Source organism: Sulfurimonas sp. NWX367 (assembly GCF_039667065.1).
GTDB classification, from domain to species: domain Bacteria; phylum Campylobacterota; class Campylobacteria; order Campylobacterales; family Sulfurimonadaceae; genus Sulfurimonas; species Sulfurimonas hydrogeniphila.
The window spans coordinates 677,940-701,121 of the sequence record NZ_JALCZM010000001.1 but is presented as its reverse complement, the minus strand read 5'-3'; the positions used below and the strand labels follow the sequence as shown (position 1 = coordinate 701,121).

Below are 23,182 nucleotides of genomic sequence, written 5' to 3'. Positions count from 1 at the left end.
TTATTGTGCCTTATGCTGTTTTTTGTGTTGTTTTCTTAATATAAAGAGGCTGTTCGCCATTTTCAATGACTTCTTTTGTGATCATTACTTCATAACCGCTGTATTCAGGGAGTTCATACATGATATCTATCATACTCTCTTCTAAAATTGCGCGAAGTCCCCGTGCTCCTGTTTTTCTTTTGATGGCCTTTTTTGCTATGGCACGGAGTGCATCTTCTTCAAAGTTCAGTTCCACATCATCTATGGCAAAAAGTTTTTTGTACTGTCTTACAAGTGAGTTTTTCGGCTCTGTTAAAATGCGTACCATGTCATCTTCAGTGATTTCATTGAGTGATGCAATGATAGGCAGACGTCCGACAAGCTCAGGAATAAGTCCGTAATGAACCAGGTCATCCGGTTCAACCATGTCAAATGTAGGTTTTTTCTCTTCTTTTGTCTTCTTTTCCTGTCCGAAACCAAGAACATTTTCGCCCTGTTTGCGCTTTAAAATATCTTCAAGTCCGTCAAAGGCACCGCCACAGATAAATAAAATATTTGTAGTATCAATAGCTGTAAACTCCTGATTTGGATGTTTTCTTCCCCCTTTTGGCGGAATATTGACAGAAGAGCCTTCGATGATTTTTAAAAGTGCCTGCTGGACACCTTCTCCCGAAACATCGCGGGTAATGGAGCGGTTTTCACTCATACGTGAAACTTTGTCAACTTCATCAAGAAAAATGATGCCTTTTTGCGCCCGTTCTACATCACCGTCAGCTGCCTGAATGAGCTTTGTCAAAATGTTTTCAACATCTTCACCTACATATCCGGCTTCTGTCAGACTTGTTGCATCCGCAATGGCGATAGGGACATTCAATACTCGTGCAATAGTTTGTGCCATAAGTGTCTTACCGCTTCCTGTAGGACCGATAAGCAGAATGTTTGACTTTGAAATTTCTGTATCATCTTCATCTGATTTGTGCATTTTAAATATACGCTTGTAGTGATTATAAACAGCAACACTCAGGAGCTTTCTTGCTCTTTCCTGTCCTATAATATACTCACCCAAAAAAGCATCCAGTTCTTTTGGTGTCATAAGTTTGTGTACTGCATCAACAAGTTCGCTGTTGTTCTCTTTTGCAAGTTCTTTTTCATCACCAAACATTATTTTGTAAGCTGAAACAACACAGTTTTTACAAATGTAAACACCGTTGCCTGCTATAAGAGGGTTTTGTTCGCTTTCGCTTGCATCACAAAAGCTGCAATGTCTGTGTATCATACTTTTTTCCTTTCAAACGGAATTCCGCGTTTTGTTGTAATGACAAAGTTACATAAATCTGTTACATAATGATTGTCTGAATTTTCCAGCAGTTCGCTTGCTGTATCTTTGAGTGGTCTGCCTGATTCAAAAAGTTCTCTGTAGGCTGATTTGAGGGCATTGATGTCATCTCTTGACAAATGTCTTCTGAGTCCCGTTAAATTAAGTCCTCTGAGCGAAGCACGGTTTCCCTCTGCCATACAAAAAGGAGGAATATCCTGTGCTAAAGCTGATGCGCCTCCCACCATGGCATAATCGCCTACATGGACAAACTGGTGAATTGGTGTCATGCCGCCAATGACAACATAGTTGCCAAGTTCCACATGTCCTGCAAGTGTTGCCGCGTTTGCCAAGATACAGTGATTGCCGATGATGACATCATGTCCGAGGTGAACGTATCCCATAAAAAGGTTGTCGTTGCCTATGATGGTTTTTCCGCCGCCGCCTTTTGTCCCAGGGTTAAAAAGGGTAAATTCACGGATAGTATTGTTATCGCCGATGATAAGTTCAACATCTTCACCGTTGAATTTCAAATCCTGCGGAATTGAACCGATGACTGCATGTGAAAAAATTTTGTTGTTTTTGCCGATAGTTGTTTTTCCGTAAATACAGCTGTTTGCATCTATGCTTGTTCCATTGCCAATCGTTGCTTCACTTGAGATAAAGCAAAACGGTCCGATTGTAACATTTTCCCCGATTGTCGCGCCGTCTTCAATAACGGCAAGTTGAGATATTTGAGACAAAAATAAATCCTTTACTTGTCAACTATCATAGCTTTGAGTTCCGCTTCGCTTGCTAATTTGTCATCAACATATGCTTCACCTTTAAGCATCCAGATAGTACCTTTTTGTTTTATGACAGAAATTCTGTATTCGAGTTTGTCTCCCGGTTTTACAGGAGTTCTGAATTTTGCTTTGTCGATGCTCATGAAATAGACTACTTTGTTTGCAATCTCTTCCTCCGTCAAATCTCCCATACTTAAAAATGACAATATTCCGCCGGCTTGCGCCATGCCTTCTAAAATCATGACACCCGGATATATAGGATGGCCAGGAAAGTGTCCCTGAAAAACAGGCTCTGAAATAGAGACATTTTTGTAAGCAGTGACCGATTTTCCTTTTTCTAGCTGAGTAACTCTGTCAACCAACAAAAAAGGATAACGGTGAGGAAGAATTTTTTGTATTTCTGTAACATCCATAAGCATATTTATAAACCTTATAACAATATTTTTTTGATATTTTATCTAATTTATTGTTAAGAAAAGATAATAAGTTTTTCTTTGGTATCTTCATATACTTTTGCATTCAATTCAATGCTAAGCTTTGTCTCCGGTATATCCTTGACAACTATTATGGGAGTTATGTCATAATTTGAGCCCGATACAACAGCTCTGAGTCTCTGTTCTTTTTCAAAGTCCAAGGGGTTGTAAATAAGCTCTTTGACAGATTTATAAGTTGATTTGCCCAAGTCATTGTAGGTTTGCAAAGTGATAAATTTTATCTCTTCACGATTAAAATAATACACACCATTGTGTGAAAATTCTATGCGCCCCTGTGCTTTTTTTCTCGGCAGTGTGGAATAACTCATAGCATAAGCTTCTATGCTCTCTTTTTTTCCTGCTGTGAGCTTAAAGCCAAACTGTCTATAGTTGAGAAATTTTTGTTTAATTATTCTGTACTCTTTGCCTTCCTCTTCCAGTTCGTTTCTTTTGGTGTACATGTAAAAACGTTCTTCAATCGAGGCAGGAAGTGTCTGTCCTGAAATTGGTGAAAACATTTCATCCATCAGTCTGTTTTGCTGATCCCGCTGCATGGTAAGCCCGAAAATACAGCCGCAATAGTCCTGACGGTAGAGTTGTTCTTCTTTTGTGACACGGCTTTGATCCTGTGTCCCGCCGCCGCTTCTGTAGTCAACGGCTACAAACTCAACACCGTGACTTTTATAAAATTCATCACCGACACGTTTGAGCTGTTCCTGGGACTTGAGCGGACTTACCAACAGAGTGGTTGTTATTTTTTTTTCACCGAGTTCGAGGGCTTTTTTTGCACTTGTTGTGAAACGTTTGTCAAAACAGACTTCACAACGAGCCCCTTTTTCAGGTTCATTTTCCAGTCCACGAACTGCTTCAAGCCAGCTTTCATAGTCGTATTCGCCTTCAATCAATTCTATGCCGAGTTTTTTGCAGGAGCGCTTGACATCAAGCAGGCGCAGCTGATATTCGGAATAGGGATGGATATTCGGGTCGTAAAAAAAGCCGGTCAGTTTTTCATCTGGAAAATCTTTTTGAAGTTTTTCCAGAAAGAAGTGTGAGTCAACACTGCAACAAATATGTACTAAGATGGTTTTTCCTTGAAAGATGTTTTAGGTTATGAGTATTTTTCAAAACGCGGACTTCAGTCCGGGCTGAGAGGGGCAAGGCTGTTGCAACAGCCGGCACTGAAGTGCCGGTTCCGAGCTTGCGAAAAAATCAGTCTCTTTTTTCGTGAATCTCTATAGTTTTGATCTCATCCTGTCCTTCAATTGAATCTAAAACCGCAAAGCTTTCAGCATCATTCTCTTCAATACCGCCAAAAACTGTATGGACACCGTCAAGATGCGGGCAGGGAACAAAACAGATAAAGAACTGGCTGCCGCCTGTGTTTTGTCCTGCATGTGCCATAGAAAGTGTTCCTTTGACATGTTTATGTGTATTTTTATCGGTTTCGCATGCTATAGACCAGCCCGGACCACCTGTTCCTGTTCCCTGCGGACAACCGCCCTGTGCCATAAAACCGGGGATTACACGGTGGAAGCTGAGATTGTCATAAAATCCTGTTTGTGCCAAATGTGCAAAGTTTGCAACGGTATTTGGTGTTTCCTCCGGATAAAGTTTAATCCAAATATCGCCTTTGTTTGTTACGATTTTTGCATATTGCAGTTTTGATAATTCTTCTTCGCTTAAATTGTATTCTTTGAGTTGTGCTTTTCCAAACATATAAACCTCTTTATTTTATTTTTTTGTTATTATAGTTAAATTTTTATAAATATGTCTTGTGCTTTTAAAATTAAGTTTGGAATTAAAAGCGGTATAATTTTGTTGAGAAAAACAGGGATAAAAAATGCAAAAGAACAGATTTACATCTTTGACTATCAAGCAGGCCAATACCGTCACAACTGTTGTCATATTGGTTTTTGTCATTATATTTGCCTATTTGCTGATAAAAGAAAATTATCAGGATTATGAAAAAGCGCTTTACAGGCAGGAACACAGTGTGGCTGATTACGGAGATACACAAAAACAGCTCAAAAGGCTTCTGATAAAAAACACTTTGGCTATTGTGACACTCTCTTTTATACTTTTTGCAATCATGCTCGGGTTGTATAAGATATTTTATGCGTTGATTCAAAATGATATGCATGTATTTTTAAATTTTTTTAAAAATGCGGCACACAGGGAAGCATTGCTGAGTCCTGATGAGATTTTTTTTAAAGAATTTAAAGAGATGGTTCTGTATGCAAATGAAATGGTAAAGACAATAAATCAGCAAAAGCTATCATTAAAAGAGATCAATCTTATTCTTGAAAAAAAGGTACAAAAGAAAACATTGTATTTAGAACAGGCAAATGCAAAACTTTTACAAGAAAAAAAGTTTTCAGAAGAGATACTGGCCGCACAAAAAGAGTTTTTACGCTACACTGTGCATGAAACAAACACGCCTCTGAGTGTTATTTTGACGAGTATAGAACTGTATGAAATGAAAAATAAAAAGGACAGACAATTGTCCAAAATAGAAGCGGCTGCAAAAAATATATTTAATATATATGATGATTTGAGTTATTTGGTAAAAAAAGACCAGGTGCCGTATCCCAAAGTTTCAATTGAACTGGTTTCGTATCTCAGCATGCGGATAGAGTTTTTTAGAGATGTTGCACATCTGTCTAAAATTGATTTTAAATACAGCAGTGATTTGGACAAGGTTTATATTTATTTTAATGAAACAAAACTCCAGCGTATTGTAGACAATACTATTACAAATGCCATCAAATACACTTTGCCGGAGGAAACAGTCTTCTTACATGTAAAGCAAACAGGAGCAGATGTAATGTTTAGTGTATCAAGCAAGTCTAAAATTATAAAAGATCCGGAGAAAATTTTTGATGCATACTACAGGGAAAATGACAATGTCAAAGGATTTGGATTGGGACTGCAGTTGGTGAAAAATATTTGTGAAGAAGACAATGTGAGCATAGATATTGCATCAACTGACAAACTGACTACATTTGAATATAAATTTAAAATGATGGGTGAATAATGAAAATTCTTTTACTGGAAGACGAAATAATGCTAAACGAGTCCATACAGGAGTATCTGCAGGAGCAGGGACATCTTGTTGTAAGTTTTACAGACGGTCTTGAAGCATTTGAAAATCTTCAAAAAGACGACTATGATTTATTGATTTTGGATATCTCTGTACCAAATATAGACGGATTGACACTTTTGGAAAAGCTTCATGCCATCAAAATTCATACACCCAGCATTTATATCAGCGCTCTGGTAGATATAGAAGATATCTCCCGTGCCTATGATCTGGGATGCTATGATTACTTGAAAAAACCCTTTCACCTAAAAGAACTTGCTTTGAAAATTGACAGAATTTTAACAGACAAAGATATTCCTCTGGTTTTTCTCAGGCTTTCAAAAAACTATATGTATGATCAGGAAAACAATACGCTTTTGTTTCAGAACACTCCCCAGATTCTTACAAAAAAACAATCGCAAATTATAGATATTTTAGCCAGGAACAGAAGCAGAATAGTTGATTTTGAACAGTTTCGCATGTATGTATGGGATGAACAAATCGTAGATAATGCAACCATAAGAGCAGAGATTAACAGACTGAAAAAAAGTTTAAAAGAAGATATCATTGTTAATGTCAGAGGAATGGGATATATGATAGAAAAATGAGCAGGGTATTGTTTGTTACATATTGATACACGCCAGAGATTAAATTGCAATTTTTTGTTAAAAATATGAATTGCTACGTTAATGCTATGTTTTGGATTTATGATTATCTTAAGTGCCTGACAAGAATAAATGACATATTTAAATTATGTTATTTATTCTTGTCAGGCACTTATCTAAAAGTGGAGGATTATATGAAAAAAATTGCATTAAGTATGTTTGTTACAGCATTGGTGACAAGTGTATATGCTGATTACGACGGTGTAAATATAAAGTTAAAGCACGGTGTTGAAGAGAAACAAGAGGTGCATGTTCTTTCTGATGACATAAAAGACATGTTTGCAAAAGGAAAAACAAGCGGTCAGATTAGAATGTTTTATGTGGACAGACAGTATCAGGGTGGTTCAGGGGCAGATACGCACAGAGATGCTGCTGTTTTAGGCGGTCATCTCAAGTTTGAAACAGCTGCATTAAACGGAATTCGGTTGGCTGCGGCTTTTTATACAGTGCAGGATTTGGGTATACAGCAACACACTGCCCAGTCACCGGCACTTCTTGGAACCGGATACAAGTCATATTCAATTCTAGGTGAGGGATATCTTGGATACAGTTTCAGTGAATATGGGCTAAAAAGTGATGCCAAGCTTGGTTATCAGAGATATGACTCTTTAATGATGGGATCAGATGATGCAAGAACGCTTCCAAATACTTTCAGAGCATACAAGTTTGTAAGCAAGGATGTGAAAAATATTACTCTTCAGATGGCACATGTAGACAGAATCGCTTATGGAACATTCTCAAATATCTATTCTGCCGGCGGAATACTTGCCGCTACTTCAGGGTACACTTCAAGAGGGATCAATGCTTCAACAGGAGTACAAACCGGAGAGTATCTGAACTTGGGACTTGCAACAACCGGAAGAAAAACTGCCGGTGTTACAAATATTCAACTGAAATATACAGCGAAAAACTTTCATGTAGATGTCTCAAATGATTATGCATGGAATCTTTACAATACACTCTACGCTGACACAGGAGTCTCCTGGAACTGTCTGCTCAACAGCAATGTAAAACCGTTTGTAAAAGTGCAGATGATTAAACAAAACAGTGTTGGCGGAAAATATATGCAGTACTCTCCGCTGGGAGGGTCCGGTGAGGTAGATTCTTTTTACTGGGCGGGTAAAGTCGGGGCAAAATATGAAGGTTTTGCTGCATATATTGCCTACTCCCAAACATCTTCAAACAATGCAGGAGATGATTCTTACAAAAATGCGATACTTACACAGTTTGGCGGCATGCCGGCATATACTCAAGGTATGGTGACCCGTCATATGTTTTTAGCGGGAACAAAAGCAACAAAAGTTGCTGCTGTCTATAACTTCAAACAACATGGAGTCAACCTTTCAACTGCTGCCTATTATGTCACTTTTGATACAGATGCAAACTCCGGATACGGTATAGCAAGAACAGCAACAGAAGCTGGGTTTGACATCAAATACTACCCAAAAGCAGTTGAAAAACTGCAGCTTCGTTTTCGCGGAAATTTTCCCAGAAAATTTGCGGAAGCAACTCCAGGAAGTGACACCGGTTGGAATGAGTACAGACTCATTGCAAACTATAATTTCTAATACAAGGAAAAATTATGACCAAAGAACAGATACAACAGATAAAAGCAGATCCTGATTACCAGAAACTTGTAAAGACAAGACAGGGTTTTGCTCTAAAATTAACAATAGCGATGCTTGTAGTCTATTTTGCATTTATACTTACAATAGCTTTTGATCCCTCGGCATTGGCAGTGCCCCTCTCTAGTGAGGCAGTTACAACCATAGGTATTCCTGTCGGTATGGCTGTAATCGTATTTGCTTTTATATTGACAGGCATATATACAAAAAGAGCAAACAGTGAGTTTGATGATCTGGCAAACAAAGTAAAAAACAAATTAAAGGAGCGCCTAGATGTTTAACAGAATATTTTTATTTTTAATTTTCGGCAGTATCGCGGCATTTGCCTCCGGAACTATCAACGGTGAAATTCAAAAACAGCCGCTGAATGTTCCGGCAATTGTTATGTTTGTTATTTTTGTCGGTGCAACTCTGGGCATAACATACTGGGCAGCCAAAAGAACAAAGTCTGCGAAAGATTTCTACACAGCAGGCGGTGGCATTACAGGGCTGCAAAACGGTATGGCCATTGCAGGAGACTATATGTCTGCGGCATCCTTTTTGGGAATTTCCGGACTTGTTTATCTCAAAGGGTATGACGGACTTATCTATTCGATCGGATTTTTGGTCGGCTGGCCGATTATTCTATTCATTATTGCAGAACCTTTGCGAAATTTAGGCAAATATACCTTTGCGGATGTTGCTTCTTACAGATTACGCCAAAAACCTATTCGTATATTGGCTGCATTTGGTTCTATTGCAACTGTTATTCTTTACCTTATCGCTCAAATGGTTGGTTCTGGAAAGTTAATACAGCTTTTGTTTGGTCTGCAGTATGAAGTAGCGGTTATTCTGGTTGGTGTTTTAATGATTCTTTATGTAACATTTGGCGGTATGCTCGCAACAACCTGGGTGCAGATTATCAAAGCATTCTTACTGCTTTCAGGAGCTACTTTTATGGCTATTGCTGTAATGGCGCATTATGATTTCAGTTTTGGAGCATTGTTCGCCCATGCAACAGAATTAAAAGGTATAGAAATAATGTCTCCGGGCGGACTCGTTTCGGACCCTGTTTCTGCAATATCTTTAGCCGTCGCCTTGATGTTCGGTACAGCAGGTCTCCCTCATATCCTGATGAGATTTTTTACAGTAGGCAATGCAAAAGAAGCACGAAAGTCGGTATTTTATGCAACAGGTTTTATCGGTTATTTTTATATACTGACGTTCATCATCGGTTTTGGCGCAATTGTAATGGTGTATAAAAATCCTCAGTATCTGGATCTGGCAAAACAGGCCATAAGCGGCGGTTTCCCGATTCTTGGCGGAAACAATATGGCAGCCATACATTTGTCTCATGCTGTTGGCGGTGACTTCTTCCTTGGATTTATCTCTGCTGTGGCATTTGCAACAATTCTGGCCGTTGTTTCGGGTCTGACACTGGCAGGTGCTTCTGCAATTTCACATGACCTGTATGCTTCTGTGTACAAAAAAGGTGAAATTGACGGGCTTAAAGAGATGAAAGTTTCAAAAATTGCTACTGTTGTGCTGGGAATCGTAGCTATTATTATGGGAATAGCATTTGAAAAACAAAATATTGCTTTTGTTGTCGGGCTTGCGTTTGCAATAGCAGCCTCTGCCAACTTTCCTGTACTTTTACTCTCCATGTACTGGAAAAAACTTACAACGCGTGGCGCTGTCATCGGAGGAACCTTGGGACTGGCTACAGCTGTCATGCTTGTCATCCTTGGTCCGATTGTCTGGGTACAGATTTTTGGCAATGCCGAAGCGATTTTTCCGTATAAATACCCGGCACTCTTTTCTGTGAGTGTTGCCTTTGTCGGTATCTGGTTTTTCTCAGTAACGGACAAATCAGAGGCTGCAGCACAAGAGATGGAGGCTTTTGAAGCACAATACATCAGAAGTCAGACAGGTATTGGTGCCGAGGGTGCATCCGAGCATTAACTATGAGCATCTTAGACCAAAAAAAACTTATTGAGTCTATTCACCCTTTTGGCTTACTCAGTTCAGAGGAACTGAGTAAGCTGATGCAAAAAATCGACATTGCATATTACCCTAAAGATACGCTGCTCATCAGCAAAAATCTTCCATCTGTCGCTTTTTATATCATCATAAAAGGATATGTGTCCGAGTATATTGATGATACACTGCATACTGTTTACGGTGAAGGTGACAGCTTTGATGCGGATGCTTTGATTTACGGGACAACACAAAACAGGTTTGTTGTCAGTGAAGATTTGATTTGTTATGAGATTCAAAAAGAAGACTTTTTGGAATTGATACAAAACAAACGCATACAAGAGTATTTTTTACAAGATTTTATTACACGCCATCAACATTTAAAAGAATACTCACAGCAGAGTCAATTAACTCCTTTTTTGGTATCTCAGGTAAAAGATATTTATCTTCATGCTGTTTGTATTGTTGCACAAGACACAACAATAGCAGATGCTTTAAAAGAAATGAAAAATCTTAAGGCTACATGTATTCTCGTAAGGGATGAAAACAGCTGCGGTATAGTTACGGATACGGACTTGAGAGAGAAGGTTTTGATGGGTAAATATGATGTGAGTGATGCCATCGTGCATATAGCATCTAAAAATATTATTGCTATTGAGAAGAGTGACTTTTTATTTAATGCTTTGGTGCTTATGACACATAATGCGATTAAGCGCTTGGTTGTAAAAGAGGGTGATGAAATTGTCGGGATACTAGAGCAGTTGGATTTGTTGAGTTATTTTGCAAACCATTCTTACCTGATTTCTGTGCAAATAGACAAAGCAGAGAACATTGATGATTTAAAAGAGATTCAAAACGGATTGAAAAATCTTGTAACAACACTTGATTCCAATGGTGTAAAAGTACGTTATATCAGCAAACTTGTTGCAACACTCAATCAAAAAATATATGCAAAAGTTTTTGCGATGTACGTTGATGAATCTTTACAGGAAAAATGTGCTCTTATGATAATGGGTTCTGAGGGCAGAGAGGAGCAGATACTCAAAACCGATCAGGACAATGCTCTGATCATTGCCGATGATATGGATACAGAACTTTTTGGAGAGCCTATGCATAAACTCAACAGGGCGCTTTTAGAAATAGGGTTTGTCAAGTGTGAGGGCAATGTTATGGTCAGTAATGCGTACTGGCGTCGTAATTTAGGGGACTTTAAAAATGAAATAGATAACTGGATAGCAAGTTTTGAAGGAAACAGTTTACAAAACTTGAGTATATTTTTAGATGCAAAGTGTGTTGCGGGTGATTGTACTTTAGTGAATGCGGCAAAAGAACATTTGTTTGCGCGTTTTGAGAAGAGAGATGATGTTTTGGCACATCTTGCAAAAGCAACGCTTTTTTTTGAAACACCTATTTCTCTTTTTAGCGGTTTTAAGCTTGACAAAGAGCATGAAAACAAACTGGATTTGAAAAAAGGCGGCATTTTTGCAATTGTTCACGGCATAAGATGTCTGGCACTGGAGAATAAAATCAAAAAAAACAATACAATCGAACGTATCAAAGAGTTGAACAACCGAGGTGTTTTTGATAAAGTTTTTGCGACAGAACTCATAGAAAGTTTTGATACTCTGTTGTCTGTGAGGCTCAAAACAATGCTGTATGCAAAGGATCAAAAAGATATCAATTATATAAATCCAAAAGATTTGGACAAAACAAGCCGGGATTTGCTCAAAGACAGTTTTAAAGTGGTAGATAAACTGAAAAAGTTTATTAGTTTTCATTTTCATTTGGAAATGGTTTCGTAATGCTTTTTTCTATGTTTGAACAGATGAAAAAAAAGAGAAATCTGTCAAAACTCAAAGATAAATCTTTTTCTTCTCTTTTTGAACAAAGTGATGAAATTGTGGTTTTCGATACAGAAACCACGGGCCTTAATCCAAAAGAAGATGAAATACTTTCTATAGGTGCAGTTAAGATTAAAAATAATAAAATACTGACATCACAAACTTTTGAAGTTTATTTGAAAAACTTTGGAGCAATTGATGCAAAAAGTATAACAATACACGGAATCCGTCCATGTGACCTGGAGAATGCAAAAGAACCGCTGGAAGGAATTAAAGAGTTTTTGAATTATATCAAAGGTGCCACTTTGGTGGGGTACTATCTTGAGTTTGATGTTGCGATGATTAACAAATATATAAAGCCTGTGCTTGGAATCACTCTGCCAAACAAAATGGTTGAAGTTTCTGAAATATATTTTGATAAAACAATTGCAATGATACCGCAAGCTAATATTGATTTGCGTTTTGATACAATCTTGAAAAACTGTAATATCCCTCAAATGGGTGTGCATAATGCTGTAAATGATGCCATTATGACAGCAATGATTTACTTAAAAGTAATAAGGCATAATTAATTCCATTCTCAATGGAGACAGAAGCTATAAAATGCAAGGCAAAATCTTGAAGTTGCACTTATTGTGCTTCAAAAGATTTTAACGAAGCAGATTGTAGCTTCTGTCTTCACCCGTAGGGCAACAGATAAAAGGCTTATCTTCTGCGTTGAACTTCACTCAGTGATGAATGACATCACAGAGTAAAGTTTGCCTTGAATCTAAACTTTTTATCTGTTGTTGCGAGTGAAATTAATTATGTCTTATTACTTAAAACTAACACAGGAGAAAATAAATGTCAGAAATAGAAAAAAAACCGATTTTTAAACCAAACAAAGAGTTTGCAAAAACTGCCAGAATCAAAAACATGTGTGAATATCATGATTTGCAGGATGAAGCAATTGAAGATTATGAAGGATTTTGGGGCAGATTTGCCAAAGAAAAGCTGAGCTGGAAAGAGCCGTTTACAAAAGTGATGGATGAATCGAATTACCCTTTTGTCAAATGGTTTGAAGGCGGAAAGTTAAATGTTTCAGAACAATGTATTGACCGTCATTTAGACAAACGCAAGAATAAAGCGGCGATTATTTTTGAAGGAGATCGCGGCGATAAACAGATTATTACCTATTTGGAACTTTACTACAATGTAAACCGTTTTGCCAATCTGTTGAAAAATGAATTTGGTGTCAAAAAAGGGGACAGAGTTGTCATCTATATGCCGATGATTCCCGAAGCTGCCTATGCGATGCTTGCCTGTGCCAGAATCGGCGCCATTCACTCTATAGTATTTGGCGGATTTTCTGCAGAAGCACTCAAAGACAGAATTGAAGATGCGGATGCAAAAGTTGTGATCACTGCTGACGGAGCTTACAGAAAAGACAAGCCATATATGTTAAAACCGGTAGTAGATGCGGCTTTGGCAGAAGGTGGGCCGGTAAAAAAAGTGCTCGTGGTTGAGAGAAACAATGAAGATATACGATGGGTTGAAGGGCGTGACTACTCTTATAATGAATTGATCAAAATGCAGGACGTTACATGTAAAGCGGAAGTTATGGATAGTGAAGACCCGCTCTTTCTGCTCTATACATCAGGCTCAACAGGAAAACCAAAAGGTGTGCAGCATAATTCTGCGGGATATATACTGTGGGCGCAGATGACAATGGAATGGGTGTTTGATGTCAAAGAAAATGATACCTACTGGTGTACAGCAGATATCGGCTGGATTACCGGGCATACCTATATAGTTTACGGTCCGCTTGCAATGGGTGCGACAACGGTAATGTTTGAAGGTGTTCCGACCTATCCTGATGCGGGTCGTCCTTGGAAAATGGTAGAAGAGTATAAAATCAACCAGTTCTATACTGCGCCTACTGCGATTCGTGTATTGCATAAAATGGGTGAAGATGAACCGGCTAAGTATGATTTGAGTAGTTTAAAAGTACTTGGAACTGTTGGAGAGCCTATTGATCCTCCTGCGTGGAAATGGTATTATGAAGAGGTTGGCGGCAGTAAATGTGCTATCGTTGATACTTACTGGCAGACAGAAACAGGCGGGCATATAGTCTCTCCGCTTCCTGGGGCAACCCCTATCAAACCGGGATGCGCAACATTTCCTCTTCCTGGAATCATGGCAGAGATTCTGGACCCGGCAACCGGTGAGAAAGTTGAAGTCGGAGAGGGGGGTTATATGTGTGTCACACGTCCTTGGCCTTCGATGATTCGCGGTGTCTGGGGAGATAAAGAGAGATTTATAAAATCCTATTTTGGTGATGTGAAAAAAGACGGTAAACCTGTCTATTTTACAGGTGACGGTGCTGTGTATGATGAAGACGGTTATATCACGATTACGGGACGTACTGATGATGTCATTAATGTGAGCGGACACAGAATGGGAACTGCCGAAATTGAAGCAGCCATCAAAAAACATCAAAATGTTGCCGAGGTTGCCGTTGTCGGAAAACCGCATGAACTCAAAGGCGAGGGTATTTTTGCCTACATCGTTTTAAAAGATGACAAAGGCGTGGCTGATGAGGTTGAAGAGGCAAAAATAATTAATAACATCATCAAAAAAGAGATAGGAAACATCGCTATCTGTGATGATATGGTTTTTGCACCGGGACTTCCAAAAACAAGAAGCGGAAAGATTATGCGTCGTATTTTACGCTCAATTGCCAAAGGCGAGGCAATTACTCAGGATATTTCAACCCTGGAAGATCCAAGCATAGTTGCCAAAATTGAAGCAATGGTGAAGTCCAAATAATAAGACTTTTCTGGAACCCAGACTTCAGTCTGGGCTTTAGTTTTTCATGCTATAATTCCACAAAAAAGAGTTAGTATGGAATTATGTGTTGCCCTTGATTTACCTACGAAAGAAGAAAATCTCGCTTTAATTGAAAAAATAAAAGAGTATGATGTCTGGCTCAAAGTCGGACTGCGTACCTATATTCGCGACGGCGAAGCATTTTTGCAGGCTATTAAGCAAATCAACCCCGATTTTAAAATATTTTTAGATCTAAAACTTTATGATATTCCAAATACCATGGCAGATGCCGCCGAGTCTATTATGGGACTTGGTGTTGATATGTTTAATGTTCATGCAAGTGCAGGAAAACGTGCCATGAATACCGTGATGCAAAGACTGGAAAAGTATGAAAATCGTCCATTGGTCTTGGCTGTAACGGCTTTGACATCGTTTAGTGAAGAGGAATTTCAGGCAATATATGAAGCGGACATAGCAACAAAAGCAAATCAGTTTGCAAAAGATGCAATGGAAAGCGGACTTGACGGTGTTGTCTGTTCGGCGTATGAGAGCAAGGCTATTAAAGAATTTACATGTAAAGAGTTTATGACACTCACTCCTGGTATTCGTCCTTTTGGTGAAGATGCAGGGGATCAAAAAAGAGTCGCCGATGTTGCCTATGCCAAAGAAGCACTTGTTGATTTTATAGTCGTCGGACGTCCGATTTATCAGGCAGAGAACCCTGCTGAGGTCGTTAAAAAAATATTAGCACAGATTTAAGCTAATTATTATGAAATAATGACTATAATCTCACTCTTCAAAAGGACGAGTGGGTGAGTGGCTGAAACCACATCCCTGCTAAGGATGCGTACTGGCAACGGTACCGAGAGTTCGAATCTCTCCTCGTCCACCAGAAACCCCTAAAATACGAGATTTCAAGCACCTTTTTAAAAATCAGTTTTTTTCTTGTCCTACCCCGTCAAACATATATCTCAATACTTCTGTCAAATTTATGATTTGAACTTAGGGAATTTTGAACGGTCTCACAAATTGTAATTGTGGTCAAGTTATAGCTTTTTTTAAATCTTTTGCAAGTCAACAATATAGGGATTTGTCAGAATATTTTTTTATCAAAATCAGGCCACTATTTGTTATTATCGTACTTAAGTGAACATTCTCACACTTTATTATATTTTGCAAATAAACGCCTATTTATAAGCACTTTCACGAGTAGTTACATGTATCACTAAAATTATAAGTTTATCATCATACTTTTTATAAATAACTCTATAAGAACGAAGTTTTAAACGATATAAATCTTCTTTTTGCCCTTGAAGCTTTTTAATCTTACCTTTTTGCATTAATGCAATTTCATATTCTTTAGAAAATAATTCCGAAAAATCTTTTAAACTATCACGAATAAATTTTAAATCAGGTTTATTTACTTTTTTAAAATCTTTTTTTGCGGTAAATGTAAATTCAATTTGATACATCAAGACCTAACTCTTGAAACATATCATCAAATGAAATTGTAGGCTCTTTAAGCTCAAGTCTTCTTTCTGCTTCTTTTAAGTCTATATAATCAAAATACATATCAAGGGCAGAAGCTATAAGATGGCTCTTTTTTGTATTAAGCTCTTTTGCATAACGATTAATATCATTATCAAGTGATGTAGGTAATGTAATGTTTAATCTTGTAGTATTCATAATGTCACTTCCTTTATGTGTATAATTATACACCTTTTATGTGTATGAAGTCAAATAAACAGCATAGGTTTTTTTCGAATCTCTCCTAGTCCACCACAAACCCCTAAAATACGAGCTTTCAAACACCTTTTTAAAAATCAGTTTTTTTCTTGTCTTACCCCGTTAGACATATATTTCGCTACTAACACCCTCGATTTCTTCTATCATACTCATCATGACTACATACACAAACTAAATATATAACATCAATAGTACAATTCATTAAAATACGATATTGAGTGTTTGGAATTCGGATAGAATATCTATCTTTATCTTTCTTGCAATTCATTTTTTTATAGTGCAAAGATGAATGATTTGGATCTTGTTTAAAAAGTTCTAAAGTATCATTTATTTGGATTTGAGAAAGAACATATTTTTTAATTAGTTGTTTTTCAGTACGAAGATATTGCGAAGTTTTGATAATCTCCATAATATTAAGCAGATTTTTTATTTTCTTGAAGAATACGAACTTCTAATTGACCTATCCTGTCTAAAAAAATAATCAAAGAAGTATAAAGTTTATCTACTTGGATATAAAGTTCTTCAAAAAGAATATCTTTACCTTTTATTTGCTCTAATTTCTTTTTAAAAAGTTTTATGTCATCAATAGCATTTAATAAAGTATCATAAAATTCTTCTATATTATCAACAGGAAAAGTGTGCATATCATCCAGTTGCAATGAAAATCGTTCTAATTCTATTTCTTGAGTATGAATACTATTAATAATCAAACGTATCATTTTTTCAAACAATTTTTTAGGGGCAGTTTTTAATGCTTCTTGAGCTATATCAATATAGTCAACATAATCGATAAAATCTGTATTTATACGAATAGTCATAATAAAAACTCCGATGTTTTTACTAAATTATAGCATATTAAATAAAATACAGGATAGGTTTTTTTCGAGTTTCTCCTCGTCCACTACAAACCCCAAAAATACGAACTTTCAAGCACCTTTTTAAAAATCAGTTTTTTTCTTGTCCTATCCCGTTAGACATATATTTCAATACTTCTGTCAAATTTATGATTTGAACTTATGGAATTTTGAACGGTCTCACAAATTGTAAGTGTGATGTCAACGGCGGAGTTAAAATAAGCAGTATAAGCGTAAACTGCCTGTTTCTTAACTCTGTCGTGATATATTGTACTTTGGTACATTTTTGGATTGCGCTTGACACCTCTTCACCGCTTTTTAAATCCTTCTTATGCTATAATCATATTCTAAATAAAGCTTAGTAAAAAAGAGTTCCATGCAGTCATCAGATGTTAATAAAATATTAAACAATAAAGAAAAACTTTTAACGCAGATATATTTTGATTTACAACGGTTTTTTGAGCAGAAGTATGGGAATGATACAGTTGTTTTTATGGAAATCGGTACTTTTTTTGAAGTGTATGAAGTCAATAATGATGAAGAACAGATTGGAAAAGCCAAAGAGATAGCGGAACTTTTAAATATACAGCTTACGAAAAAAAATAAAAAAATTATAGACAATTCTGAAAAAAACCCTCTGCTTGCGGGTGTGCCTGCCGTTTCGTTTGAACGTTACTTAAACCGTTTGATTCAGGAGCAGAAGTATACGGTTATAGTCGTCAAGCAAAAGGGAAATCCTCCTAAGATCAGTCGTTATATTTCTCAAATTGTCTCACCCGGTACCAATTTTGAACATATTATTGACAATGATGACAATTACATTGTTTCTGTTTTGATTGACAAGTTTCGTGATATTTATACGGTAGGGTATGCTGCCATTGACGTAACCACGGGGAAAACATGGCTGTATGAGACACACGGGACAAGTGAAGATCCTGCTTATGCACTTGATGAGATTTTTAATCTTTTAAATGTTTACAGAACGAGTGAAATTGTTGTGACTTTTTTAGACGGAATTGATGACCAGCGTCATGTGATGCAGTATTTGGAAATTCCCGAACATTATCATTATTCTGTGAACAACAAACGGGCAAAAATAGAGTTTCAAAATGAACTTTTTAAAGAGGTATATCAGATTCGTTCACTGCTCTCTCCTATAGAGCATCTGGATTTGGAACGCTCTCCTATGATTACCGAAGCCTTGGCAATTCTCATCAATTTTGTGATAGAACATGATTATCATATAGTGCAGAAGATGGCGATGCCCCGTCTTATAGACAATCGCCGTTTTATGTATCTGGGCAACAATGCACTGGAGCAGATGGGGATAATTTCCAAAGACAAAAAAGAGTTCACACTGTTAAAAATGCTTGACAAGAGTGCAACGGCTATAGGAAAAAGACTCTTAAAAGAGCGTCTTTTAAATCCGATAATGGAAGAAGACGAACTTGAACGTCGGTATAATCTTATAGAACGGGTTGCTTCATATGTAAGGTATTTGGATGAAATGATGCGGGGTGTTTATGACCTTGAGAGGCTTTCTCGCCGTTTAAGTCTTGGCAGACTGCATCCTTTTGAGATGAATCATATGTATGATTCTATGGTAAGTGTCAAGGAATTGATGCTTTATGTCAAAAAGCATAAAATTCAAAAAACGCCTTTTCATGAGAGTGAAGTGGAAGAGTTCTTGCGTGATATAACTAAAACGATAGATTTGGATATATCACGGCGTTTTACCAATGCCACGGTAGATGAAAACTTTTTGATGAGCGGTGTGGATGAGGCAATAGATACTTTGGTCAAAGAAAACAGCGTAATGATGCTTGCTTTTGAAGATATAATTTTGAAAATCGAAGCACTTCTGACAAGTGTCAATGCAGGAAGTTCGACAAAAATGGTGACTTTGGGACTTTTGGAAAAAGAGGGCTATTACATCTCTTTGAGCAAAAACAGATTCTCTTTGATTGAGAGTGAATTCAAAAAACGGGAAGATTTTGCAGATTTCAGTGTAAAAAAACTGACAAACAATGTCAAAATCACCTCTGCTTTTACCGACAGACTTTCTGACAATATCATGAAAAACCGCCGAAAAATTGTTGTTTTGGTAAAAGAGAGATATATCCAACTTCAGGCACTTTTTGAGAGACGCTATTCACTTCTTTTTGACAGAGTTATCAGCTATGTGGCTGATCTGGACGTGGGAGTGAGCTCTTCAAAGGTCGCACAGGAGTACAAACATTCAAGACCGATGATAGTGGAAACACAAGAAGATGAAAATTTTATGCAGATTATGCAATTGCGTCATCCTTTGATAGAAGTGCAGGAGCGGGGCGGGCTCTATGTTCCCAATGATATAGTGATGGGAAACCGTGACTATATGGACCTGCCTCATCCAAAAACGGTGATGCTTGATGTGGCTGTGCATGACGGGCATGACATTAACGGAGTCCTTTTATACGGTATAAACTCCAGCGGAAAATCCTCTTTGATGAAGAGTATCGGCATTGCGGTATTGATGGCGCAGTCGGGTTTTTTTGTGAGTGCTGCGGTGATGAAATTCAGTATTTTTGATTCTCTCTTTACACGCATAGTTTCTAAGGATAATCTGGCAAAGGGACTCTCTACCTTTGCAGTGGAAATGCTTGAACTTAAAAATATTTTCAACCGCTCAACCGTAAAATCGCTTGTTTTGGGCGATGAAATAAGCCACGGAACAGAGACACTCTCAGGCGTTGCCATCGTGGCTGCAGCGATACAAAAACTTGCCGAGACACGATGTCTGTTCTTGTTTGCAACGCACCTGCATCAACTCTCAACAATGAATGAAATTACTTCGCTTGACAATGTTGTAGATTTGCACCTGAGTGTGGAGTATGATGAGAAGAGAGATACACTGATATTTAACCGTGTGCTTCAAGCCGGAAGCGGCAGCAGCATATACGGACTGGAATTTGCCAAATCGCTCCATATGGACAATGAATTTTTGGAAAATGCCAATGCCATCAGAAAACGTCTTGCCAATGATTATGACGAGCTTGAACTGCTTGTGAAGAAGAAAAAATCCAAGTACAACAAAGAGCTTTATGTGACCAAATGTGTTATCTGCGGTGCGGTGGCAGAAGATGTGCATCATATATCGCAAAAATCACTGGCTGATGATGCAGGTTTTATAGGACATTTTCATAAAGACAACAAACACAATCTTGTGCCTTTGTGCAAAGAACATCACAAACAAATTCATGACGGCAAGTTACATGTAAACGGCTTTATAATGACGAGTAAAGGGCTTGAGTTACAGTTTGAAGAGCAGATGAAAAAAACAGAAGTAAAAAAAGTTGTTGCACCTGAAATAAATACAAATATTGAAGTAAAAGAGGTAGAAAATGACGAGCCAAAGGGCTTCGTCCTGGATGACTGGTAAGATTTAAGCCAAGGCTTTTTTAACTGCATCACTGATGCGTTTTCCATCGGCACGTCCGGCTAATTCTTTACTTGCCATACCCATAACTTTTCCCATCTCTTTCATGCTTGAAGCACCTGTTTTTTCAATGATGGTTTTGATTTCATTTTGCAGTTCTTCATCACTGAGCTGTTTTGGCAGATAAACTTCATAGTATGCTATTTCATCAAGTTCTATTTGCATTAAATCTTCACGGCCTGCTTCTTTGTACTGGCTTGCCGCGTCATTTCTGCGTTTGACCTGTGTCTGAATAATTTTTATGACATCTTCATCACTAAGCTCTTTTCGTTCATCTACCTCTATCTGTTTAAAAGCACTGGTAAGGAGGCGAAGCGCATCTCTTTTTTTTGTATCTTTTGCTTTCATGGCATTTTTTACATCTTGGTTGATTGTTTCTCGTAATGACATTGGTAAAATCCTTGTTTATTGTTTATGGAACTGTAATTGCTAGTATTATAACAAAATTAAGGGACTTTCTTTATGAAAAAAATAAAATTGACTGCTTTTGTATTTCTCTGTGTTGTGGTGTTGTTTAACGGATGTACAGCAAACTTAACTGATCCCGAGATAAATTTTGAACCGCCTGCCTATGTTGAACAGATGCCTGCCAAAGAGGAACAGCAGGATTTTGCCTCGACCGGCAGTATATTCGGACAGGGAGAAAATCCTCTTTTTTCTGATCACAAGGCTATGCATGTCAGTGATATTGTAACTGTAGTTATTTCAGAAACTGCACAAAGTTCAAATACCGGTACAAAGCAGCTGCAAGAGGCTGATACAAGTGCTCTTGGAGGGGGGTTGTTTTCAAGTACAGGTCTCAATTCTGCTGTAAACTCCAAAGTAGCAGACTTGAACGGATTTACGAATGTAGGTTTTAATTCTACATCAAACAGTAGCTATAAGGGATCCGGAAGTGCAACAAAGGATGCAAGCTTTACAACAACTATTTCGGCAAGAATTGTAAAAATTTTAAAAAACGGAAATTATTATATTTCCGGAAAAAGAGAGATTCTGATAGATGACCAGAAGCAGATAATTCAGTTAAGCGGTGTGATCCGTCCATATGATATTGATCAATACAACAGAATCAACTCTACACAAATCAGTGATGCAAAAATATTATATAAAACGGAGGGAGATATGGATCGTGCTACAAAACAGGGATGGGGGACGAAAATTGTTCAATCAATTTGGCCGTTTTAGTTTTGTTACAGCACTTTTTTTAACTTCTGTATATGCAGGGAGTTTTGCGGAGTTTAAAAAGGTGCAGACGGGATCTTTTAACAGCTTTAAAGATAAAAAAGACAGCGAATTCAACAAATATCTTCAGCAGCAGTGGGAAGAATACAGTGCGTATATCTCAACACCCTTATATAAAAAGAAAAAACCAAAGACTGTGCCGGCATTGCATCAAAAAAAAGTTCGAAGTGTCGGTCCGAATTTAGTGATAAAGATAAAACCTTTTGCTGAGAAAAAATCCGCTCCTCAGGAAAAAAAAATAAAAGCTGACAATACAGTTTTTGAGTTTTTTGGAACATCTTTGGGATTTGATGTTGATAAAAAAATAAAAAACGCCAACTTTTATCCCAGAACACAAAAGGGGATTGAGAATTTTTTCAGTGTTGTGGCGACAAGTGATTACGACAGCCTTTTGTACGGGATTGAGAGTACATGTAAAAAGATGCATCTCAATGACTGGGGAGTTTATCTTTTAATAAACAGACTCTCCTATACTCTTTTTTCTACACCGGATAATGAAAAATTATTGAGCTGGTTTTTGTTGAATAAGCTTGGCTACAGAGTCCGTGTAGCTTTGGGTGCAGACAAACATATAGTCTTGCTTCACAGCGTCAAAGGCAAGATCTACTCTGCACCAAACTATACACTGGACAATAGAAAATTTTATGTCATTTCTAAATATAACAAAGAAAATATTGCGAAAGTCTATACGTATAAAAATGATTATCCTGAAGCAACAAAAGCACTTGATTTTACGTTAAAAACACTTCCTGTACTTGCAAAAAAAATCCAAACAAAAACTGTTTCTTTCAAAGAACATGGAAAAGTTTACACTTTTTCTTATCGGTATAACCAAAATCTCATTGATTTTATGAAAACATATCCTCAGGTGGAATATAAAGTTTTTTTCAATGCACCTTTGGAGTATGAGACATATAAAGACATAGCAGGGGATATCAAGAAATATACTGAGAACAAAAAAGCAAGTGAAGCTTTGGATTTTGTACTGCATTTTGTACAAAAAGCTTTTATATATGAGCGTGATCAGGAACAGTTTGGCAGAGAAAAAGTTATGTTTGCAGAAGAAACACTTTATTATGAAAAATCAGATTGCGAGGACAGAGCTGTATTGTATGCCCGTTTGGTGAAAGATTTATTTGGTATTGGTATTGTGGGTGTTCAGTATAAAGATCACATGAGTACTGCTTTACATGTACCGATGGCAGGGGAGAGTGTACAGGTATCAGGACAAAGGTATGTTGTAGCGGATCCGACATATATAAATGCTTCTTTGGGACAAAGTATCCCCAAGTACAGATCTGTCATACCCGAAAGCTTTGTTTATATAAAATAGGAT

22 protein-coding genes and 1 tRNA gene are annotated in these 23,182 nt (G+C 37.5%); 13 read left to right on the top strand and 10 right to left on the bottom strand.

Annotated features, from left to right (window positions below; translation table 11 throughout):
* Positions 1-10: 10 nt before the first annotated feature.
* The 5 genes from clpX to MNY28_RS03570 all read right to left on the bottom strand — a co-directional run bounded on the left by clpX (position 11) and on the right by MNY28_RS03570 (position 4,268).
* A complete protein-coding gene (gene clpX, locus MNY28_RS03590) occupies positions 11-1,255 on the bottom strand; it encodes an ATP-dependent Clp protease ATP-binding subunit ClpX (RefSeq protein WP_151900047.1) in 1,245 nt (414 codons plus the stop codon).
* On the bottom strand, positions 1,252-2,037 hold the full coding sequence (lpxA, locus tag MNY28_RS03585) for an acyl-ACP--UDP-N-acetylglucosamine O-acyltransferase (protein WP_151900048.1): 786 nt from the start codon (positions 2,035-2,037) through the stop codon (positions 1,252-1,254). Before lpxA ends, clpX begins: the two co-directional genes overlap by 4 nt.
* Before the next feature lie 11 nt (positions 2,038-2,048).
* Positions 2,049-2,498 (bottom strand): 3-hydroxyacyl-ACP dehydratase FabZ, encoded by a 450-nt coding sequence (fabZ, locus tag MNY28_RS03580; RefSeq protein ID WP_151900049.1) that lies wholly within the window; start codon positions 2,496-2,498, stop codon positions 2,049-2,051.
* Positions 2,499-2,548: 50 nt separating this feature from the next.
* Positions 2,549-3,634 carry an epoxyqueuosine reductase QueH gene (locus MNY28_RS03575; RefSeq protein ID WP_346389037.1) on the bottom strand — a complete coding sequence of 362 codons (1,086 nt, stop codon included), beginning with the start codon at positions 3,632-3,634 and terminating at the stop codon, positions 2,549-2,551.
* A gap of 127 nt (positions 3,635-3,761) precedes the next feature.
* Positions 3,762-4,268, bottom strand: a complete 507-nt coding sequence (locus MNY28_RS03570) for a peptidylprolyl isomerase (protein WP_151900051.1) — start codon at positions 4,266-4,268, stop codon at positions 3,762-3,764.
* A gap of 124 nt (positions 4,269-4,392) precedes the next feature.
* Between MNY28_RS03570 and MNY28_RS03565 the strand changes: the two genes are divergently transcribed.
* The 10 genes from MNY28_RS03565 to MNY28_RS03520 all read left to right on the top strand — a co-directional run bounded on the left by MNY28_RS03565 (position 4,393) and on the right by MNY28_RS03520 (position 15,418).
* Positions 4,393-5,586: a HAMP domain-containing sensor histidine kinase gene (locus MNY28_RS03565; RefSeq protein ID WP_151900052.1), complete on the top strand. Its 1,194-nt coding sequence runs from the start codon at positions 4,393-4,395 to the stop codon at positions 5,584-5,586.
* Positions 5,586-6,239 (top strand): response regulator transcription factor, encoded by a 654-nt coding sequence (locus MNY28_RS03560; protein WP_151900053.1) that lies wholly within the window; start codon positions 5,586-5,588, stop codon positions 6,237-6,239. Before MNY28_RS03565 ends, MNY28_RS03560 begins: the two co-directional genes overlap by 1 nt.
* A gap of 191 nt (positions 6,240-6,430) precedes the next feature.
* Positions 6,431-7,864 (top strand): porin, encoded by a 1,434-nt coding sequence (locus MNY28_RS03555; protein WP_346388932.1) that lies wholly within the window; start codon positions 6,431-6,433, stop codon positions 7,862-7,864.
* 14 nt (positions 7,865-7,878) lie between these two features.
* Positions 7,879-8,202 carry a DUF485 domain-containing protein gene (locus MNY28_RS03550; protein WP_151900055.1) on the top strand — a complete coding sequence of 108 codons (324 nt, stop codon included), beginning with the start codon at positions 7,879-7,881 and terminating at the stop codon, positions 8,200-8,202.
* Positions 8,195-9,862, top strand: a complete 1,668-nt coding sequence (locus tag MNY28_RS03545) for a cation acetate symporter (RefSeq protein WP_151900056.1) — start codon at positions 8,195-8,197, stop codon at positions 9,860-9,862. Before MNY28_RS03550 ends, MNY28_RS03545 begins: the two co-directional genes overlap by 8 nt.
* Positions 9,863-9,864: 2 nt before the next feature.
* The gene (locus tag MNY28_RS03540; protein WP_346388931.1) at positions 9,865-11,679 is read left to right on the top strand and encodes a putative nucleotidyltransferase substrate binding domain-containing protein; all 1,815 of its coding nucleotides are present in this window, start codon (positions 9,865-9,867) and stop codon (positions 11,677-11,679) included.
* Complete coding sequence (locus MNY28_RS03535; protein ID WP_346388930.1) at positions 11,679-12,290, top strand: 3'-5' exonuclease; 612 nt, start codon at positions 11,679-11,681, stop codon at positions 12,288-12,290. Before MNY28_RS03540 ends, MNY28_RS03535 begins: the two co-directional genes overlap by 1 nt.
* 271 nt (positions 12,291-12,561) lie before the next feature.
* Entirely contained in the window at positions 12,562-14,526 is a 1,965-nt protein-coding gene (acs, locus tag MNY28_RS03530; protein ID WP_346388929.1) for an acetate--CoA ligase, read from the top strand.
* A gap of 75 nt (positions 14,527-14,601) precedes the next feature.
* Positions 14,602-15,285, top strand: coding sequence for an orotidine-5'-phosphate decarboxylase (gene pyrF, locus MNY28_RS03525; protein ID WP_346388928.1), 684 nt, complete (start codon positions 14,602-14,604; stop codon positions 15,283-15,285).
* Positions 15,286-15,328: 43 nt separating this feature from the next.
* A tRNA-Ser gene (locus MNY28_RS03520) sits at positions 15,329-15,418 on the top strand.
* A gap of 295 nt (positions 15,419-15,713) precedes the next feature.
* Here MNY28_RS03520 and MNY28_RS03515 read toward each other — a convergent pair.
* From MNY28_RS03515 to MNY28_RS03500, 4 genes are all read right to left on the bottom strand, one after another.
* The gene (locus MNY28_RS03515) at positions 15,714-15,998 is read right to left on the bottom strand and encodes a type II toxin-antitoxin system mRNA interferase toxin, RelE/StbE family (RefSeq protein ID WP_151900059.1); all 285 of its coding nucleotides are present in this window, start codon (positions 15,996-15,998) and stop codon (positions 15,714-15,716) included.
* Positions 15,985-16,212, bottom strand: coding sequence for a CopG family transcriptional regulator (locus MNY28_RS03510; RefSeq protein ID WP_151900060.1), 228 nt, complete (start codon positions 16,210-16,212; stop codon positions 15,985-15,987). Before MNY28_RS03510 ends, MNY28_RS03515 begins: the two co-directional genes overlap by 14 nt.
* 181 nt (positions 16,213-16,393) lie before the next feature.
* Positions 16,394-16,681, bottom strand: coding sequence for a hypothetical protein (locus MNY28_RS03505; RefSeq protein ID WP_346388927.1), 288 nt, complete (start codon positions 16,679-16,681; stop codon positions 16,394-16,396).
* A 4-nt stretch (positions 16,682-16,685) separates the two neighbouring features.
* Positions 16,686-17,090: a hypothetical protein gene (locus MNY28_RS03500; RefSeq protein ID WP_346388926.1), complete on the bottom strand. Its 405-nt coding sequence runs from the start codon at positions 17,088-17,090 to the stop codon at positions 16,686-16,688.
* A 412-nt stretch (positions 17,091-17,502) separates the two neighbouring features.
* Here MNY28_RS03500 and MNY28_RS03495 point away from each other — a divergent pair, with 412 nt between their 5' ends.
* Complete coding sequence (locus MNY28_RS03495; protein ID WP_346388925.1) at positions 17,503-20,547, top strand: DNA mismatch repair protein; 3,045 nt, start codon at positions 17,503-17,505, stop codon at positions 20,545-20,547.
* A 3-nt stretch (positions 20,548-20,550) separates the two neighbouring features.
* On the opposite strand, the gene MNY28_RS03490 is transcribed toward MNY28_RS03495, so the two are convergent.
* Positions 20,551-20,994, bottom strand: coding sequence for a GatB/YqeY domain-containing protein (locus tag MNY28_RS03490; protein ID WP_346388924.1), 444 nt, complete (start codon positions 20,992-20,994; stop codon positions 20,551-20,553).
* A 72-nt stretch (positions 20,995-21,066) separates the two neighbouring features.
* Between MNY28_RS03490 and flgH the strand changes: the two genes are divergently transcribed.
* Together flgH and MNY28_RS03480 are read left to right on the top strand one after the other, a co-directional pair.
* Positions 21,067-21,789 carry a flagellar basal body L-ring protein FlgH gene (gene flgH, locus MNY28_RS03485; RefSeq protein ID WP_151900064.1) on the top strand — a complete coding sequence of 241 codons (723 nt, stop codon included), beginning with the start codon at positions 21,067-21,069 and terminating at the stop codon, positions 21,787-21,789.
* Entirely contained in the window at positions 21,764-23,179 is a 1,416-nt protein-coding gene (locus MNY28_RS03480; RefSeq protein WP_346388923.1) for a hypothetical protein, read from the top strand. The genes flgH and MNY28_RS03480 overlap by 26 nt, the downstream gene beginning before the upstream one ends.
* The last annotated feature ends 3 nt before the right edge of the window (positions 23,180-23,182 follow it).

What these genes read in the sequence shown, in the direction of transcription:
- clpX (WP_151900047.1), bottom strand. Translation starts at nt 1,255, where the DNA reads ATGATACACAGACATTGCAGCTTTTGTGATGCAAGCGAAAGCGAACAA.
- fabZ (WP_151900049.1), bottom strand. Translation starts at nt 2,498, where the DNA reads ATGCTTATGGATGTTACAGAAATACAAAAAATTCTTCCTCACCGTTAT.
- MNY28_RS03570 (WP_151900051.1), bottom strand. Translation starts at nt 4,268, where the DNA reads ATGTTTGGAAAAGCACAACTCAAAGAATACAATTTAAGCGAAGAAGAA.
- MNY28_RS03565 (WP_151900052.1), top strand. Translation starts at nt 4,393, where the DNA reads ATGCAAAAGAACAGATTTACATCTTTGACTATCAAGCAGGCCAATACC.
- MNY28_RS03560 (WP_151900053.1), top strand. Translation starts at nt 5,586, where the DNA reads ATGAAAATTCTTTTACTGGAAGACGAAATAATGCTAAACGAGTCCATA.
- MNY28_RS03555 (WP_346388932.1), top strand. Translation starts at nt 6,431, where the DNA reads ATGAAAAAAATTGCATTAAGTATGTTTGTTACAGCATTGGTGACAAGT.
- MNY28_RS03550 (WP_151900055.1), top strand. Translation starts at nt 7,879, where the DNA reads ATGACCAAAGAACAGATACAACAGATAAAAGCAGATCCTGATTACCAG.
- MNY28_RS03545 (WP_151900056.1), top strand. Translation starts at nt 8,195, where the DNA reads ATGTTTAACAGAATATTTTTATTTTTAATTTTCGGCAGTATCGCGGCA.
- MNY28_RS03540 (WP_346388931.1), top strand. Translation starts at nt 9,865, where the DNA reads ATGAGCATCTTAGACCAAAAAAAACTTATTGAGTCTATTCACCCTTTT.
- MNY28_RS03535 (WP_346388930.1), top strand. Translation starts at nt 11,679, where the DNA reads ATGCTTTTTTCTATGTTTGAACAGATGAAAAAAAAGAGAAATCTGTCA.
- acs (WP_346388929.1), top strand. Translation starts at nt 12,562, where the DNA reads ATGTCAGAAATAGAAAAAAAACCGATTTTTAAACCAAACAAAGAGTTT.
- pyrF (WP_346388928.1), top strand. Translation starts at nt 14,602, where the DNA reads ATGGAATTATGTGTTGCCCTTGATTTACCTACGAAAGAAGAAAATCTC.
- MNY28_RS03515 (WP_151900059.1), bottom strand. Translation starts at nt 15,998, where the DNA reads ATGTATCAAATTGAATTTACATTTACCGCAAAAAAAGATTTTAAAAAA.
- MNY28_RS03510 (WP_151900060.1), bottom strand. Translation starts at nt 16,212, where the DNA reads ATGAATACTACAAGATTAAACATTACATTACCTACATCACTTGATAAT.
- MNY28_RS03505 (WP_346388927.1), bottom strand. Translation starts at nt 16,681, where the DNA reads ATGGAGATTATCAAAACTTCGCAATATCTTCGTACTGAAAAACAACTA.
- MNY28_RS03500 (WP_346388926.1), bottom strand. Translation starts at nt 17,090, where the DNA reads ATGACTATTCGTATAAATACAGATTTTATCGATTATGTTGACTATATT.
- MNY28_RS03495 (WP_346388925.1), top strand. Translation starts at nt 17,503, where the DNA reads ATGCAGTCATCAGATGTTAATAAAATATTAAACAATAAAGAAAAACTT.
- MNY28_RS03490 (WP_346388924.1), bottom strand. Translation starts at nt 20,994, where the DNA reads ATGTCATTACGAGAAACAATCAACCAAGATGTAAAAAATGCCATGAAA.
- flgH (WP_151900064.1), top strand. Translation starts at nt 21,067, where the DNA reads ATGAAAAAAATAAAATTGACTGCTTTTGTATTTCTCTGTGTTGTGGTG.